Origin of the sequence: Vibrio crassostreae 9ZC13 (genome assembly GCF_000272045.2) — a bacterium.
GTDB classification, from domain to species: Bacteria; Pseudomonadota; Gammaproteobacteria; order Enterobacterales; family Vibrionaceae; genus Vibrio; species Vibrio crassostreae_C.
Map to the genome: position 1 here is coordinate 234283 of NZ_AJYZ02000041.1, position 14082 is coordinate 248364.

Below are 14082 nucleotides of genomic sequence, written 5' to 3' on the forward strand. Positions count from 1 at the left end.
GATATACTCTGCGCGCATTTTATATCCTATTAACAGAGTAAGACAATGGCAGATTTATCGAAATACAGAAACATTGGTATTTTCGCGCACGTTGATGCGGGTAAAACAACTACCACTGAGCGTATCCTTAAGCTAACTGGTCAAATCCACAAGACTGGTGAAGTACATGATGGCGAATCAACGACTGACTTCATGGAACAGGAAGCTGAGCGCGGTATTACTATCCAATCAGCAGCTGTAAGCTGTTTTTGGAACGATCACCGTCTAAACGTTATCGATACTCCTGGACACGTTGACTTCACAGTTGAAGTATACCGTTCTCTTAAAGTTCTTGATGGCGGTATCGGTGTATTCTGTGGTTCTGGTGGTGTTGAACCTCAATCAGAAACTAACTGGCGCTACGCTAACGAATCAGAAGTATCTCGTCTGATCTTCGTTAACAAACTAGACCGTATGGGTGCAGACTTCTACAACGTTGTTGACCAAGTTAAAAACGTTCTAGGTGCAACTCCTCTAGTAATGGTTCTACCAATCGGCCGTGAAGACGAGTTCGTTGGTGTTGTAGACCTACTAAGCCGTAAAGCATACGTTTGGGATGACACTGGTCTTCCTGAAAACTACGAAATCAAAGATGTTCCAGCGGACATGGTTGATGACGTTGAGCAATACCGTGAAGAGCTAATCGAAACTGCTGTAGAGCAAGACGATGACCTAATGGAAGCTTACATGGAAGGTGAAGAGCCTTCTATTGAAGACGTTAAGCGTTGTATCCGTAAAGGTACTCGTGATATCGCATTCTTCCCAACGTTCTGTGGTTCTGCGTTCAAGAACAAAGGTATGCAACTTATCCTTGATGCTGTAGTAGATTACCTACCAGCACCAACTGAAGTTGACCCTCAGCCTCTAATGGATGAGAACGGTGAAGAAACTGGCGAACACGCTATCGTTTCTACAGATGAGACTTTCAAAGCGCTTGCATTCAAAATCATGGATGACCGCTTCGGTGCTCTAACTTTCGTTCGTATTTACTCTGGTAAACTGAACAAAGGTGACACGATTCTTAACTCATTCACTGGCAAGACTGAACGTGTTGGCCGTATGGTTGAGATGCAAGCTGATGACCGTAACGAACTAACTAGCGCACAAGCTGGTGACATCATTGCGATCGTTGGTATGAAGAACGTGCAAACTGGTCACACTCTATGTGATCCTAAGCACCAAGTAACGCTTGAGCCAATGGTATTCCCAACTCCAGTAATCTCAATCGCTGTATCTCCAAAAGATAAAGGCGGTTCTGAGAAAATGGGTATCGCTATCGGTAAAATGGTTGCAGAAGATCCATCTTTCCAAGTTGAGACTGACGAAGAGACTGGCGAAACTATCCTGAAAGGTATGGGTGAACTTCACCTAGACATCAAGGTAGATATCCTTAAGCGTACATACGGCGTTGACCTAACTGTAGGTGCTCCTCAAGTTGCTTACCGTGAAACTATCACTCAAGCAATTGAAGATAGCTACACGCACAAGAAGCAATCTGGTGGTTCTGGTCAATTCGGTAAGATCGATTACCGTATCAAACCAGGCGAAGCAGGTTCTGGCTTCAAGTTCAACTCTGTAGTTGTGGGCGGTAACGTTCCTAAAGAATTCTGGCCTGCAGTTGAGAAAGGCTTCGCATCTATGATGGAAAACGGCGTACTAGCTGGCTTCCCAACTCTAGACGTTGAAGTTGAACTTTTCGATGGTGGTTTCCACGCAGTCGATTCATCTGCTATCGCATTTGAAATCGCAGCGAAAGGCGCATTCCGTCAATCTATGCCTAAAGCTGGCGCGCAACTTCTTGAGCCAATCATGAACGTTGACGTGTTCACTCCAGACGATCACGTTGGTGATGTTATCGGTGACCTTAACCGTCGTCGTGGCATGATCAAAGATCAACAAGCTGGCGTTACTGGTGTTCGTATTAAAGCTGACGTACCTCTTTCTGAGATGTTCGGCTACATCGGTCACCTACGTACTATCACTTCTGGTCGTGGCCAATTCTCTATGGAATTCGCACAATACGCACCATGTCCAACTAACGTTGCTGACGAAGTGATTGCAAAAGTTAAAGCAGAAAAAGAAGCTGGTAAGTAATTAGCCCTTTTCTCAATTCGCTAAAAAAGCCCCGCAAGTGAAAGCTTGCGGGGCTTTTTATTGCTTGTAACATACTGCGAGAGATGCGAGAGATGCGAGAGATGCGAGAGATGCGAGAGATGCGAGAGATGCGAGAGATGCGAGATTGATATGGCCCCTAAAAAGTAGACACAGGGGTTGTCCCGTATTTAATCAACACGGGACAGATGAAGTAGGGAGAGACTAACGCTTTAAGTCGATGTAAATCTGCTCAACCTTAGTTCGTGCCCAATCTGTTTTTCGCAGAAACTTTAAGCTCGATTTAATGCTAGGGTCTTTTTTAAAGCAGTTGATATTAACCATGTAACTCAACTCTTCCCAACCGTAATGTTCAACCAATTCAGTTAGCAGCTTTTGAAGCGTGATACCGTGAAGTGGGTTATTTGCTTGTGTCATGAGATTTACCCGTCATTTATTTGCTCTCAGTATATCAGCTTAGCCATCAGAGTTTCCCGACCATTTCAATGAGAAGTCGGTATCGACGATATTGAGCATTTCCCTTCCTTTGTTACCAAACTCACTGACCTGCGTTTCTATCCATTTGGAGAAGCGTTGAATCTTATCGCGATGAAAGTATCCCGGTGGCGCACATAAGAAATAGTTGTATTTTGGTCTTAGCGCTGTATGACCAATTCTAACTAGCTTCCCTTCTTGCAGGTATCGATACACCAAGCTGTGTTTGACTAAAGCGACTCCTTGAACAGAGAGTGCCCCTTCTAGTACAAAGTGAGAGCCATCAAACTGCAACGTGGTGTGACCGCCTTCAACGCCTACTTCATTAAGCCATATTGACCAATCCATGTCTGGCCATCGGTCTTCAATTAGCTCGGCTTTGTGCAGGTCCTCGACACTGTATATTCTATACTTCTCCTGATAGAGCGGATGACAAACAGGATATAACACTTCATCCATTAGCCAGCGCGACTCTAGATTTGGGTAGTTACCGTGCCCATAGCGTATACAGATATCGATACTCGAATCCTCAAAGGTGATCAGCTTATTGGTCGGTTCAATCAACATAGAAAGATCTGGGTGTCTCTCTCTGAAATCCCCAATCCTTGGCACCAACCAATGCTGGGCAAAAGATGGAACGGTCGAGATCGACAGCTGAGTGGGATTAGGGTCCTGGTTTATTTGTCTGACCCCATCTTGAATATGGGCAAAGCCTTTCTTCGCTTGTAGGTACAGTACTTCGCCTTCATGAGTTAATACTATTTTTCGGTGTTGGCGAATAAACAGATCTGCGCCTAACCACTCTTCAAGTTGGCGAATTTGTTGGCTGACTGCTGCGGCTGTGACAAATAGCTTTTCTGCTGCCAGCTTAAAACTGCCTGTTTCAGCTGCCGTATAAAAATAGTAGATCCCTTGGAATGGTGGGGTTCGTTCTCTCACATTAGTTTTCCTTAACTGAATGCCAGTATCTATCGTTTGTCGACGTTGCTCTGCTGGTTGATTATTGACCACAACAAAGCAAAAGATCAACAGGAGAAAGGCTATGAATACGATCACAGCAACAGCAAATACCAACCATTCATTTTTGTCATCATTATCAATTAAGAAATTCTATTCTAAATTAAGCCTGTACTTTCAAAATCGTAGAACCAGAAAGCAACTGTCTGAGCTACCCGATTATTTACTTAGAGATATCGGGATTACGTCGGAACAAGTCGAGAAAGAACTGAAGAAGTCATTTTGGGAGTGATTCAAGGCAACGTAGCTTTTAACTCGACGTTGCTTTAACTCAACATAGTTTTGTCGGTGTCGGCAGGTTTACGTTACCGTTCTATGTTGAGTTAAGTTTATAGTTTATATAAAGAAGTGGGAGATGAGATTTAACTCTCCAATAGCTCGTTTACTTCTTCGTGCAACCAATTGGTGAACGCGGTAATACGCTCTTCTCTCGGGGAGTTAGGATCAAAGCATAGGTTGACTTGAACCCCAGGTGTCATGCCTATATCAAAGGGCTTCACTAGTAAGCCGCGTTCGATGAAGTCACCAGCTAAGCTGTCTGTTGCCAAGCAAACCCCATGTCCCGCCATGACCGTGGTTAGCCCCATATCAAAGGTACCGACTTCCATCCACTGAATGGTGCTGCTTTGAGTCGATATGTTTGCTTGCCTAAACCATTCATCCCACGGGAAACAACCGCTATCAAACTGAATCAGCCAACATTTGAGGAGTTGTTCAGGTGATGTGAAGTTCAAAGAGTTTGCGAGTTTAGGGGAACAAAAAGGGTAAACCGGTTCGTTGATTAGCATCTCAAGAATCAAGCCTTCTTCAACGCATAGATCTTCACCTTGTCGAATAGCCACATCAATTTCGCCATGTTTTAAATTTGGTGTATCACACCCTGTTAGTATCTTAATTGGGATCTCTGGGTGCTTTACCGAGAACTTCCACAGCCTAGGCAGTAACCAACGAGAAGCAAAAGAGGGGGGACTTCTAACAACAAGTAGCCCTTGAATAGGTTCTGATTGGATCTTGTTTAACCCCAGCAGAATATCTTGAAATCCATCAGAGACATGTCTAAAAAGTGTGTGCCCTTCATGCGTCAAAGTCATTGCACGCCCCTTACGAATAAAGAGCTTACATCCAACCTGTTCTTCTAACTGTCGAATCTTCTGGCTGACGGCTGCTTGAGTGACGAACAGCTCTTCAGCAGCTTTGCTGTAATTGTTCAAGCGAGCCGCAACTTCAAAGTAACGGAGACCTGAAAGGTGACGCAGTCTATTGTCCATAATCTCAGCTTATAGTTCTTGTTAATAATGGTTGTTCGATTATCGAACAGGTTGTTTTCATAATAACGACAGAACGATGGCAAATACAAGAGAGTAATTATGGAAGCATTAATCCGTTGGACAAGATTTTATGGGACTAAGTTGTTTAAAAATAATAAGATCAAAGGAGGTAAGGCTAAGGCGAAACAGAATAAGGTTTTATGTGCAGAACAGCTGAGTCGTAGGATGAAAGAAGATATAGGGTTAGAGTAAGAGAATAACGATGCTTCTGATTATACTAAATGTTTATAATCATGACTTATGTATCCATTAGCGTGAAGGCTAGTTTCGCTGGTTCTATCTCGGCCACAATATTCATTTGTACTCGCTTAATCCAGCCTGACTTTACCCATTAATCATCGAGTACTTATAAAAATCCATTCCTACTAAACTAAATGCTTATTTTTCAATTTACGTTGTCTTATTTTTGAGACTTTAACTCTGATTTATATAAAAACAAGCGTCATAATGTTTTTTTCCTTTCTTTGTCTAATGGATATAAAACAGACAGTTATTTTTGGGATTAATAAATGAAAATTAAATTACTATGTTTTATTAGAACCTTTAATTTTATATAAGCAATTGAATTAAATTAAATTAAACAAAAAACAGTTTGAATCCACCTCCGTATTAATAGTGTTGAAATTGATTAATTGAATGCTGCTTGAATAACTCATTTATCAATTCTATATCTGTAATGTTGAGTCTTTCTATATCTCCTAGGATTCTATTGGGCTAGATAGGGTGAATAGAAAGACGAAAGGGTGGGGGCTGTATGAAATTTATTTCAAGAGGTTCAGAAGGTAACCGCTATCGAAGCGGTCTAAAATCCAAAATAAAAGGTATCGCTATTATCGAATTTACGATTGTGGTGAGCCTGTTTTTTGCGCTTTTTTTAACGGTTGTTGACCTTGGTATTTATGGGTTCGTTAAACTGACCATGCAACACTCGGCAAGGGAGGGGGCAAGATATGCCATTACAGGTCGTTCTGACTTGGATCCTGACTCATCGAGTGATCGCGAAGCGGCTATCTTGGAAAAAATCTCTCAATCGTCGAGCGGTTTACTCGATAAAGTGATGGATGTTCAGAATATACGTGTTGAAGATGTCTATGGTAATGCAATCACCGGCTTTGGCGGTTCTGGAGACATTATTTCTATTCATCTTGATTGTGAGTGGCCATCTGTAAATCCCTATATGTATGTTTTGCTCGATGATGGAAAATTCAAATTTACCGTCAGCGCAGCGATGAAAAACGAAGCTTTTTAGGGAGGGACTGGATGTTTCCTTTTAAATTGAAAAAAGCCGCTCAGAAAGGTTTTGCAGCAATCGAAATGACGTTGATAGCGCCTTTATTTATGCTACTGATCGTGGCGGCTGTCGACATAACACATCTCATTCAAGCTAACCACGTTATTATCAGTATCAGTCGAGAAGGTGGAAACATTATCTCGCGAAGTAACACTGATACCCCACAAGAAGTCATGGACATCATAGCGACAACATCAGGCACTTTGGATTTAACGCAAGACGGCGTTATTTACATTACTGAGTTGGTCGGTCAAGAAGATGCTTCTCCATACATTAAAAGTCAGTATCGATGGAACCAGCACGGGTTAAGTAAAAACAGTGCTATTTGGGCGAGCTGCAGCAATTGGGCCAATGATGGAGAGTGCTCGGATGTGGATGCTGATGATCCTCCTGTTGTTAACAACTTAGCGGTTGCACTTGATGATGGAGAGATTGTGTACAGCGTTGAAGTCTTTTACGACTACTCGCCTATTTTTAGTCGAGTGTTTGATGATGAATACATTCTGAGCGACACAACATATATGTAAGGGAGGTCGATATGGATAAGGGAACCCCAATCAAATATCGTTACAGTCGTGGGTTAGTGGCTTTGATGTCAATTATTGCGCTGCCTTTTATACTCTTAGTTGTTGGTCTTTCTGTTGATGCTGGTCGAGCTTATATTGTTAAGTCGAAATTATTTGCCGCGGTCGATGCAGCCAGCATTGCGGCTGCAAGGGCGGTCGCTAATGGCGAAGATGCTGGACGGGCAGCTGCTCAAAAATATTTTGCAGCTAATATCCCCGCAGACTTCTATTCAGCCACTCCTAGCTTAGGCGCAGTCAATTTCGCTAATGATTCGTTTGGTAATATCTCTATCGATATCTCAGCAACAGCGCAAGTGCCCACTGTCTTTTTGCCATTGATAGGGCTAGACACGTTTAACCCTGGTGTATCCGCACAGTCGATCCGCCGCCCTGTAGATTTAGTGTTAGTGATTGATAACACAACATCTTTGAGGTTAGGGAGTATCGGCGACGTGACTCAAGATGTCATCGATAGGTCTAAGTCATTCGTTGAGAATTTTCATGAAGGTTTTGATCGTATCTCGTTGGTGAAATTTGCGTTTGGGGCAGAGGTACCTGTTGGGTTCACATCGACTCGAGGACACAGTCGAAGCACTATCAAATCTGAAATTGATAGCTTTAACTTTGGTAGTACCTCGAACGCACAATATACCAATGCATCGGAAGGGATGTATCGAGCTCTGAATGAACTGAGAACGGTGACTGATCCGGCAAATTTGAAAGTGATCGTGTTCTTTACCGATGGAGCACCAAACACCTTTGCAACCACGTTTGATTTTGAGGACGGGGATTCACATACGGGCGCTATTCGATCAAGCGATGGTTCCAGTGGTACGCCGAGAGGGCTTTGGAGGCATGACTCGATAGCCACCACTTTATCTGGTGGCTATGAGGGAAATGATATTGATGACCATATCAGTGAGATGCCCCAGTACTACACGACTCATGATTCAAGCGCCACCGAGTTCAACATTCTAAATCCGTCTCATGCGTTGCGTCCAGTCGCGCAATATGATCCAGATAGTCATTCAGCGAATGATTTGTATACCCGTGTAAATCGGGTTGCGCGTAATCTCGTCGAAGATATTGCGGAAAAAGCCAGAACGGAAGATATTTATGTATTTACGTTAGGGTTAGGTTCATCTCTAACATCAGCGACAGGACCTGATAGCGAGTTTGGTGAAGACTTATTGCTACGGATGGCGAATTCTAGTGCGCTATTAGATGATCCTGATCTTAGTGCGGATTATGACCCTGCTCAGCTTGAAGGAGTGTATTGTCATGCCATCGATGAAGAGGCGCTAGGTCCTTGTTTTGATGAGATGTTAGACGTAATTATCAGGTTAACCTTGTAATAGTTGTCTGCGGGTCGGTTTACTTGCAATAAGGCTGTCAGTAGAAAAACGGTCAATAGGAAGAAAGGCCAACAGAAAGTGGGTCATATAAAAAGAGGGAGATCTCAAGCTCCCTCTTAGTGCTAGTTTCAGTTTAGTAGCACTCTTTATTCAGTGTTAGGTGGAAGTCATGGTTATTCTTCCCAAACCACCAATTTATCTTTCGGCCAGTTATGACCAACTTCATGGTATTTCTGCTCAAGGATATGTCGCTTGATTTTGAGAGTCGGGGTTAACACGCCATTCTCAATGCTCCATGGTTCCTTAATCATCAATACACCTTTGATCTTCTCATGTGAACCGAGCTGCTCGTTCATTTTCTCGATAACGCGCTTTGTCGTTTTCTCATAGCGAGCTCTATCGAAATTAGGGAAGTCATGCGGTACCACAAGTAGGATTGGGCCTGGTAGGCCAAGCCCTATCAAACACATCATTTCTACGCGGCTGTACTCAAACAGTTTGTTTTCGATTGGTACAGGGGCAACAAACTTACCTTTAGCTGTTTTAAAGGTATCTTTCTTACGCCCACGAATCGTTAGGTAACCTTCACTATCGATATCACCGATATCACCGGTATGAAGCCAACCATCCGAGTTAAAAGACTCTTGGGTTGCAATATCATTCTTGTAGTAACCAGAGAATAAGCCTTTGCCTCGAACTAGAATCTCTTCATCTTCAGCTATTTTGAGTTCGATCCCTGGACCTGCATTACCAACCGTACCAATTTTATCGGCTCTGAATGGGTAGTTGAGCGTGCTGTAGGCGAAAGACTCTGTCATGCCCCATGCCTCGGTAATGTGCAGGCCAACACTCTCATACCATGCGAGTAGAGCGGGTGATACAGGTGCAGAACCACAGCCGAGAACACGAGCTTGGTCTAACCCTAAACCATCAGCAAGCTTCTTCTTAATGATGTTGTTGATAAACGGAATCTTCAATAAGAAGTTCAGTTTCTTCTGTGGCAATTTGTCTTGGATTCGCTGCTGGAACAGAGTCCATAAGCGAGGAACTGAAATAAACAGTGTAGGGCGATGCATTTTCACATCATCAATAAAGGTGTCTAAAGATTCTGGGAAAGCCGTAACCACGCCCCCCATTACTGAAGAACCAAAGATGTAAACGCGTTCTGTAATATGAGCAAGCGGTAGGTAAGAAAACAGGCGATCGCCAGGTTGGATCCCAATATGGTCAATCAACCTTTGAACAGACCAAGTAAACGCACCGTACGTGAGCATTGCGCCTTTTGGTAACCCTGATGTACCCGATGTATAAACAAGTGACATAAGCTTATCGTCGTGATGCTGAGGGCGTTTGGTTGATCGTTCATGTGTATCAATGAGCTGTTCGAAAGTGTGTTGGCACTTCGCTGCACTGTCGTATGGTAGTGAAATACTCACTAAGCTCGGATTGTCCTCAAGTACTTTTTGAGTGGCTTTAGGATCGTCAAGCTTACCCGCAATCACAATTTTACTTTCACTGTGTTCAATACAGTACTGAATGGTGTCTGCACCCGCTGTAGGAAAGATTGGGACGCTGACAAAATCTCCTAACATCATGGCAAGATCGCAGATGAACCATTCTGCACAGTTTTTCGATACGAGAGCGACTCGATCGCCAGGTTGGGCTCCGAGTCCTTCTAATGCTGACGCCAATTTCAGTGCTTTGTCTGCTACTTCTTTATAAGTAAATTCGACAAATTGGCGATTAATAATCTGTTTCAAATAGACTTCATCTGGGCGTTCTTCTGCCCATTTTAAAATCATGTCATTGGGTGTAGGGAGAGCTGTTGCTTGTTCTTGGCTAAACTCGTTAGGCTGAATCATTGTCTAACTCCATGTTTTTCGCTAAGTTATTTTTGGTTATTTTTGTTAAAATCATGTTAAATGTACCATGATTTTTTCTTTTAGGGAGTAAAATTAGCGTTTTCTGTTATCTGTGCAGGCACGTCTATAGCTTGCAGGGGTTACGCCCGTCCTTTTCTTAAAAATTCTTGAAAAATACGACACATCCTTGTAGCCACATTGATAAGAAATTACAGCTATTTTTGATTCGGTATCGGCTTCGATTAACTTCTTGGCTAACAGGATTCGTTTATCGCACACAAAGTCTCTAAAGCTTACTCCAAAGTGTAGATGAAACTTCTTAGAAAAGTAGGTTGCTGAGCAGTGACATTTTTCAGCTATGTCTGTTTCTCTTATTTCCTTGCTAATGTTATCCATAACAAAGTTAACAACTTCAGAAGTAAACTGTTTTGTCGGTTCTTGGTTATTGTTATTCATGTCTCGATCGAGGTCGAAATGTGCTTCAAAGATGTGTTGGGTTTTATGCTTTAGTTCTTCGAATGAACTGGTCAGATGATGACTGCTTGTTTCAATTGCGAAGAATACATTCTTATGATTTCGAACGTTATTAGGTATCTGACCTGTACAAATAATAACAATTCGCTTGTTCAAGTTTTCACAAATAGATAGTGCCATTTTAAGTAGTTGAAGTTCATCCGTTTTATTCAATATAAAAAATACTAACCTTACATCTAAGTGGCTGATTATAGATATGTCCTGTTTATGGTTTTTTATGAGAAAGTAACGACTTATTTTATTGATGATGATTGAATTAAAGTCGCTATCTATATCTGACAGTAAAGGTGTAATTATATTCATAGTTATTAAACCGGTATCATACTTAAATAAGCAGTAAGAGAAGTATTGATGAATGTGTTTATTTAAATAGATTAGAAGTGCGACAAAAAAGTGCAAGTAAATGGCAAGAAAATCCTAACCTAATATATGGTTCGGCTCTAGATTTAGTTTACAGGTAAATAAAACCTGATACGTAAATCAAGGAGAGATTCTTATGAGTAACTTATTGAAAAACATTAAAGAATTCATGAATGATGAAGAAGGTCTGACGGTCATAGAATATGTGATCGGTGCTGCTATGCTCGTTTTAGGATTGACAACTATATTTAGTGGAATAGGTAGTGCGTTATCAACGAAACTAAGCGCGATTGTTGGTGCGATTAGTACGACGACAGCACCATAGAAACTATGAATATTAAGAGAATAAAAAAGCAGAAAGGACTAACCATTGTCGAATACATTATCGGTGCGGCTTTGCTTGTTTTTCTCGCTTGGGCAATATTCTCTGGTATAGCTGTATCCTTGTTCAGTAAATTTCAATTAATTGTGTCAGGTATATGAATGAATGATAAGTGAATCTCTAGTTTTTTGGGTGCTATTGGTTGTGGTATCAGTATTTGATGTGAAAGAAAATCGAATACCGAATAAGGTTCTGATTTTATTTGTATTGTTGTACTTTATTATTGCGATTAATAGTGGATTAACTTGGGGTTCACTTGGCACTTCTTTGGTTGGGGCGGCTGTTTTTTTCTCTTCGGGACTTATCTTATATTTCTTGAGAGCAATGTCTGCTGGCGATGTGAAATTTTTGGGTGTGATAGGGCTATATGTTGGATGGGGTAACCTACTCGATATTACTTATTATATTATCATTTCCGCGGGAATAATTGCTGTGTTTTACTTACTTTATAACCGTGCGAACAGCGAGTCTCTAACGGTAAAAGGTTATTTTGAAGAGAAACTAATGTTAGTTAGTGGAATGTCAACCAGCACAAAAACTGTGTCAACGGTTCATTCTAGGTATTCAAATAAGGTGACGATGCCTTTCGCACCTTCAGTTGTTATAGGCTTAGCGATGTATAGCTATTTTACGTAATTTAAATTGAAATTCGATGTGTTGGAGAGAACATATGGATATTAGAGGGATACCGTCCCCGAGTAATTTAAAGCCTCAAATATCAGCTCCTTTGGTTCCGACTTCCATTGAATCGATTGGTATACCTGAAGTTGTGATTGAAAACTTATTACTTAAACACTTATCCGCTTACCCTAAGTCTGATGTGTTGGAGCTTTCTAACCATTTGTGTGTGGTTACACATATTGTTGAGAATGGACTTGCGGTACTTAGAAAGAAATCATTCATTGAAGTCTTTCAACCAACTTCAGCTTTATCTTTAGACTCCTCTTCACACAGTCATGTTCGCTACTCCTTATCAGAAAAGGGCATAGAAGAAGCAGATCTCGCTTTTACTCGAGATGCTTATTTAGGCCCGGTTCCCGTTTCACTTGCTCAATACAGTGACATTGTAAAACAACAAGACTTGCGAGCGGAATTGGTGACCAGACCACATGTTGAAGCGGCTCTTAGTGATGTTTACGGCGTAGACAAAATGATCTCCGTGCTAGGCCCGGCAATTAACTCGGGACGAGCTCTGCTTTTGTATGGGCATGCCGGTACAGGTAAAACATTTGTTGCGACACGCATAGTTAATGCATTACACACTTCAGTTTTTATCCCTTATGCAGTCTATGCCTTCGGTAACATTATTAAGGTTTTCTCTACGCAACACCATAAACCGCTTGATCGCAACGGCAGTGAAACATTGGTTTCTCTTAAGGATCAGTACGACAAGCGTTGGCTCAATTGTGAGAGACCGAATATTCAGGTGGGCGGAGAGCTAACCATGGATATGCTTGAAGTTAATCATTCAGAGAACAGCCGAGTGTGGTTGGCACCGTTACAAATGATGGCGAATAACGGAATTCTGGTGATTGATGACCTCGGGCGTCAGCCAATGCCAGTCGATAACCTGCTCAATCGATGGATTGTTCCAATGGAATATTACTTCGATCATCTTTCGTTGCCGAATGGTCAGCAAGTGACAATGCCATTTGTGTTGACCCTCGCTTTCTCTACTAACTTAAATCCGGAGAAGATCAGTGATCCGGCATTTTTGCGTCGCTTGGGTTATAAAATCGAATTCAAGCCTCTTAATCTGCGTGACTATGAATCCTTGTGGATGAATGTTGTGGCAGAGAAAGAGCTAGAACTTCAAAGCGGTTTCTTTGAGCGCTTATCTCAAATGCACACGCTTTACAAAGTGCCTCTTTTCCCTTGCTTACCTAAAGATCTCGCTGGTATTAGCAAAGATATCCTTTCATTTGAGCAGCTCCCGCCCGTTATTACTTTCGATATTCTTTCCATGGCATGGGAAGTCTACTTTACCTCTGATGGACACGAGGAAGAAAATAATGAATAAGAGTCAGGTATTCCTATTGTTTTTACTGTCCGTAGTATTCGGCTTAGCGGCTGTATTTTTTGCTAAGCAATGGATGGACAACCAAGTTCAACCGACGATAGAAGTCGAAGAAGTTGAACGTCACCCGGTTGTAGTGGCCTCTCAAGAAATTGAAGCTGGAACCATAATTGAAGAGCAGTATTTAACGACGAAGTTGATGGAAGTTGATTGGATCAATGAAAACAACTATTCGGATAAATCTGAGCTGATTGGTCAGGTTGTCGCTAATACCATTTATGCCGGAGAGGTGCTTCACAAGCTGCGTTTCACCGTTCCTGGTGAAGGCTCCACACTTGCGGCTTTGATTCCTGAAAATAAACGAGCGGTAACAATTCGAGTCGATGACGTTATAGGTGTAGCTGGGTTTCTATTACCCGGGAACAAGGTCGATATTCTCAATACCGTTTCCTACGGTAAAAACTCTGCGGCCACTCGAACTGTGTTGAAAGACATTAAAGTGCTCGCGGTAGACCAGACCGCCAGAACCAAAGAAAACAGCCCCATTATTGTTCGTGCGGTAACACTTGAGGTGACCCCCAAAGATGCAGAAAAGCTTCTGACGGCTAAGAGCAAAGGCAGTATTCAGCTTACCTTAAGAAATCCTCATGAAGTTGAGAAGAAAGTCGTTCGTCGATACGTGCCTAGACCAAGCGTGACCATTATCAAGGGTACGGAAACATCCAGTGTGCGCGTCAAGGATTGA

General features: G+C 42.1%; 15 protein-coding genes. 10 read left to right on the forward strand and 5 right to left on the reverse strand.

Annotated features, from left to right (window positions below):
• The first annotated feature begins 45 nt into the window (after positions 1-45).
• The gene (gene fusA, locus A136_RS15490) at positions 46-2133 is read left to right on the forward strand and encodes an elongation factor G (protein WP_017058825.1); all 2088 of its coding nucleotides are present in this window, start codon (positions 46-48) and stop codon (positions 2131-2133) included.
• A 222-nt stretch (positions 2134-2355) separates the two neighbouring features.
• On the opposite strand, the gene A136_RS15495 is transcribed toward fusA, so the two are convergent.
• The gene (locus A136_RS15495; protein ID WP_017063289.1) at positions 2356-2568 is read right to left on the reverse strand and encodes a VF530 family DNA-binding protein; all 213 of its coding nucleotides are present in this window, start codon (positions 2566-2568) and stop codon (positions 2356-2358) included.
• A 39-nt stretch (positions 2569-2607) separates the two neighbouring features.
• Positions 2608-3564, reverse strand: coding sequence for a LysR substrate-binding domain-containing protein (locus tag A136_RS15500; protein ID WP_017063290.1), 957 nt, complete (start codon positions 3562-3564; stop codon positions 2608-2610).
• 103 nt (positions 3565-3667) lie between these two features.
• On the opposite strand from A136_RS15500, the gene A136_RS22350 reads away from it, so the two are divergent.
• Positions 3668-3874 (forward strand): DUF1127 domain-containing protein, encoded by a 207-nt coding sequence (locus A136_RS22350; RefSeq protein ID WP_017063291.1) that lies wholly within the window; start codon positions 3668-3670, stop codon positions 3872-3874.
• Between the two features lie 130 nt (positions 3875-4004).
• Here the strand turns inward: A136_RS22350 and A136_RS15505 are convergent, their stop codons facing one another.
• Positions 4005-4910, reverse strand: a complete 906-nt coding sequence (locus A136_RS15505) for a LysR substrate-binding domain-containing protein (protein ID WP_017063292.1) — start codon at positions 4908-4910, stop codon at positions 4005-4007.
• 99 nt (positions 4911-5009) lie between these two features.
• Here A136_RS15505 and A136_RS22870 point away from each other — a divergent pair, with 99 nt between their 5' ends.
• The 4 genes from A136_RS22870 to A136_RS15520 all read left to right on the forward strand — a co-directional run bounded on the left by A136_RS22870 (position 5010) and on the right by A136_RS15520 (position 8182).
• Positions 5010-5162: a hypothetical protein gene (locus tag A136_RS22870; protein WP_017063293.1), complete on the forward strand. Its 153-nt coding sequence runs from the start codon at positions 5010-5012 to the stop codon at positions 5160-5162.
• A 562-nt stretch (positions 5163-5724) separates the two neighbouring features.
• The gene (locus tag A136_RS15510) at positions 5725-6219 is read left to right on the forward strand and encodes a TadE family protein (protein WP_017063294.1); all 495 of its coding nucleotides are present in this window, start codon (positions 5725-5727) and stop codon (positions 6217-6219) included.
• 11 nt (positions 6220-6230) lie between these two features.
• Complete coding sequence (locus A136_RS15515; protein ID WP_017063295.1) at positions 6231-6788, forward strand: TadE/TadG family type IV pilus assembly protein; 558 nt, start codon at positions 6231-6233, stop codon at positions 6786-6788.
• A gap of 11 nt (positions 6789-6799) precedes the next feature.
• Entirely contained in the window at positions 6800-8182 is a 1383-nt protein-coding gene (locus tag A136_RS15520; RefSeq protein WP_017063296.1) for a vWA domain-containing protein, read from the forward strand.
• Between the two features lie 173 nt (positions 8183-8355).
• Here A136_RS15520 and A136_RS15525 read toward each other — a convergent pair whose 3' ends face one another.
• Positions 8356-10044 (reverse strand): AMP-binding protein, encoded by a 1689-nt coding sequence (locus A136_RS15525; protein WP_017063297.1) that lies wholly within the window; start codon positions 10042-10044, stop codon positions 8356-8358.
• A gap of 93 nt (positions 10045-10137) precedes the next feature.
• Positions 10138-10881 carry a helix-turn-helix domain-containing protein gene (locus tag A136_RS15530; protein ID WP_017063298.1) on the reverse strand — a complete coding sequence of 248 codons (744 nt, stop codon included), beginning with the start codon at positions 10879-10881 and terminating at the stop codon, positions 10138-10140.
• A gap of 193 nt (positions 10882-11074) precedes the next feature.
• Between A136_RS15530 and A136_RS15535 the strand changes: the two genes are divergently transcribed.
• The 4 genes from A136_RS15535 to cpaB all read left to right on the forward strand — a co-directional run bounded on the left by A136_RS15535 (position 11075) and on the right by cpaB (position 14082).
• Positions 11075-11263 carry a Flp family type IVb pilin gene (locus A136_RS15535; protein ID WP_017063299.1) on the forward strand — a complete coding sequence of 63 codons (189 nt, stop codon included), beginning with the start codon at positions 11075-11077 and terminating at the stop codon, positions 11261-11263.
• Between the two features lie 162 nt (positions 11264-11425).
• A complete protein-coding gene (locus A136_RS15540) occupies positions 11426-11956 on the forward strand; it encodes an A24 family peptidase (protein ID WP_017063301.1) in 531 nt (176 codons plus the stop codon).
• Between the two features lie 34 nt (positions 11957-11990).
• Positions 11991-13340 (forward strand): ATPase AAA, encoded by a 1350-nt coding sequence (locus A136_RS15545; RefSeq protein ID WP_017063302.1) that lies wholly within the window; start codon positions 11991-11993, stop codon positions 13338-13340.
• The gene (gene cpaB / locus A136_RS15550; RefSeq protein ID WP_017063303.1) at positions 13333-14082 is read left to right on the forward strand and encodes a Flp pilus assembly protein CpaB; all 750 of its coding nucleotides are present in this window, start codon (positions 13333-13335) and stop codon (positions 14080-14082) included. The genes A136_RS15545 and cpaB overlap by 8 nt, the downstream gene beginning before the upstream one ends.

What these genes read in the sequence shown, in the direction of transcription:
- fusA (WP_017058825.1), top strand. Translation starts at nt 46, where the DNA reads ATGGCAGATTTATCGAAATACAGAAACATTGGTATTTTCGCGCACGTT.
- A136_RS15495 (WP_017063289.1), bottom strand. Translation starts at nt 2,568, where the DNA reads ATGACACAAGCAAATAACCCACTTCACGGTATCACGCTTCAAAAGCTG.
- A136_RS22350 (WP_017063291.1), top strand. Translation starts at nt 3,668, where the DNA reads ATGAATACGATCACAGCAACAGCAAATACCAACCATTCATTTTTGTCA.
- A136_RS15505 (WP_017063292.1), bottom strand. Translation starts at nt 4,910, where the DNA reads ATGGACAATAGACTGCGTCACCTTTCAGGTCTCCGTTACTTTGAAGTT.
- A136_RS22870 (WP_017063293.1), top strand. Translation starts at nt 5,010, where the DNA reads ATGGAAGCATTAATCCGTTGGACAAGATTTTATGGGACTAAGTTGTTT.
- A136_RS15510 (WP_017063294.1), top strand. Translation starts at nt 5,725, where the DNA reads ATGAAATTTATTTCAAGAGGTTCAGAAGGTAACCGCTATCGAAGCGGT.
- A136_RS15515 (WP_017063295.1), top strand. Translation starts at nt 6,231, where the DNA reads ATGTTTCCTTTTAAATTGAAAAAAGCCGCTCAGAAAGGTTTTGCAGCA.
- A136_RS15520 (WP_017063296.1), top strand. Translation starts at nt 6,800, where the DNA reads ATGGATAAGGGAACCCCAATCAAATATCGTTACAGTCGTGGGTTAGTG.
- A136_RS15525 (WP_017063297.1), bottom strand. Translation starts at nt 10,044, where the DNA reads ATGATTCAGCCTAACGAGTTTAGCCAAGAACAAGCAACAGCTCTCCCT.
- A136_RS15530 (WP_017063298.1), bottom strand. Translation starts at nt 10,881, where the DNA reads ATGAATATAATTACACCTTTACTGTCAGATATAGATAGCGACTTTAAT.
- A136_RS15535 (WP_017063299.1), top strand. Translation starts at nt 11,075, where the DNA reads ATGAGTAACTTATTGAAAAACATTAAAGAATTCATGAATGATGAAGAA.
- A136_RS15540 (WP_017063301.1), top strand. Translation starts at nt 11,426, where the DNA reads ATGATAAGTGAATCTCTAGTTTTTTGGGTGCTATTGGTTGTGGTATCA.
- A136_RS15545 (WP_017063302.1), top strand. Translation starts at nt 11,991, where the DNA reads ATGGATATTAGAGGGATACCGTCCCCGAGTAATTTAAAGCCTCAAATA.
- cpaB (WP_017063303.1), top strand. Translation starts at nt 13,333, where the DNA reads ATGAATAAGAGTCAGGTATTCCTATTGTTTTTACTGTCCGTAGTATTC.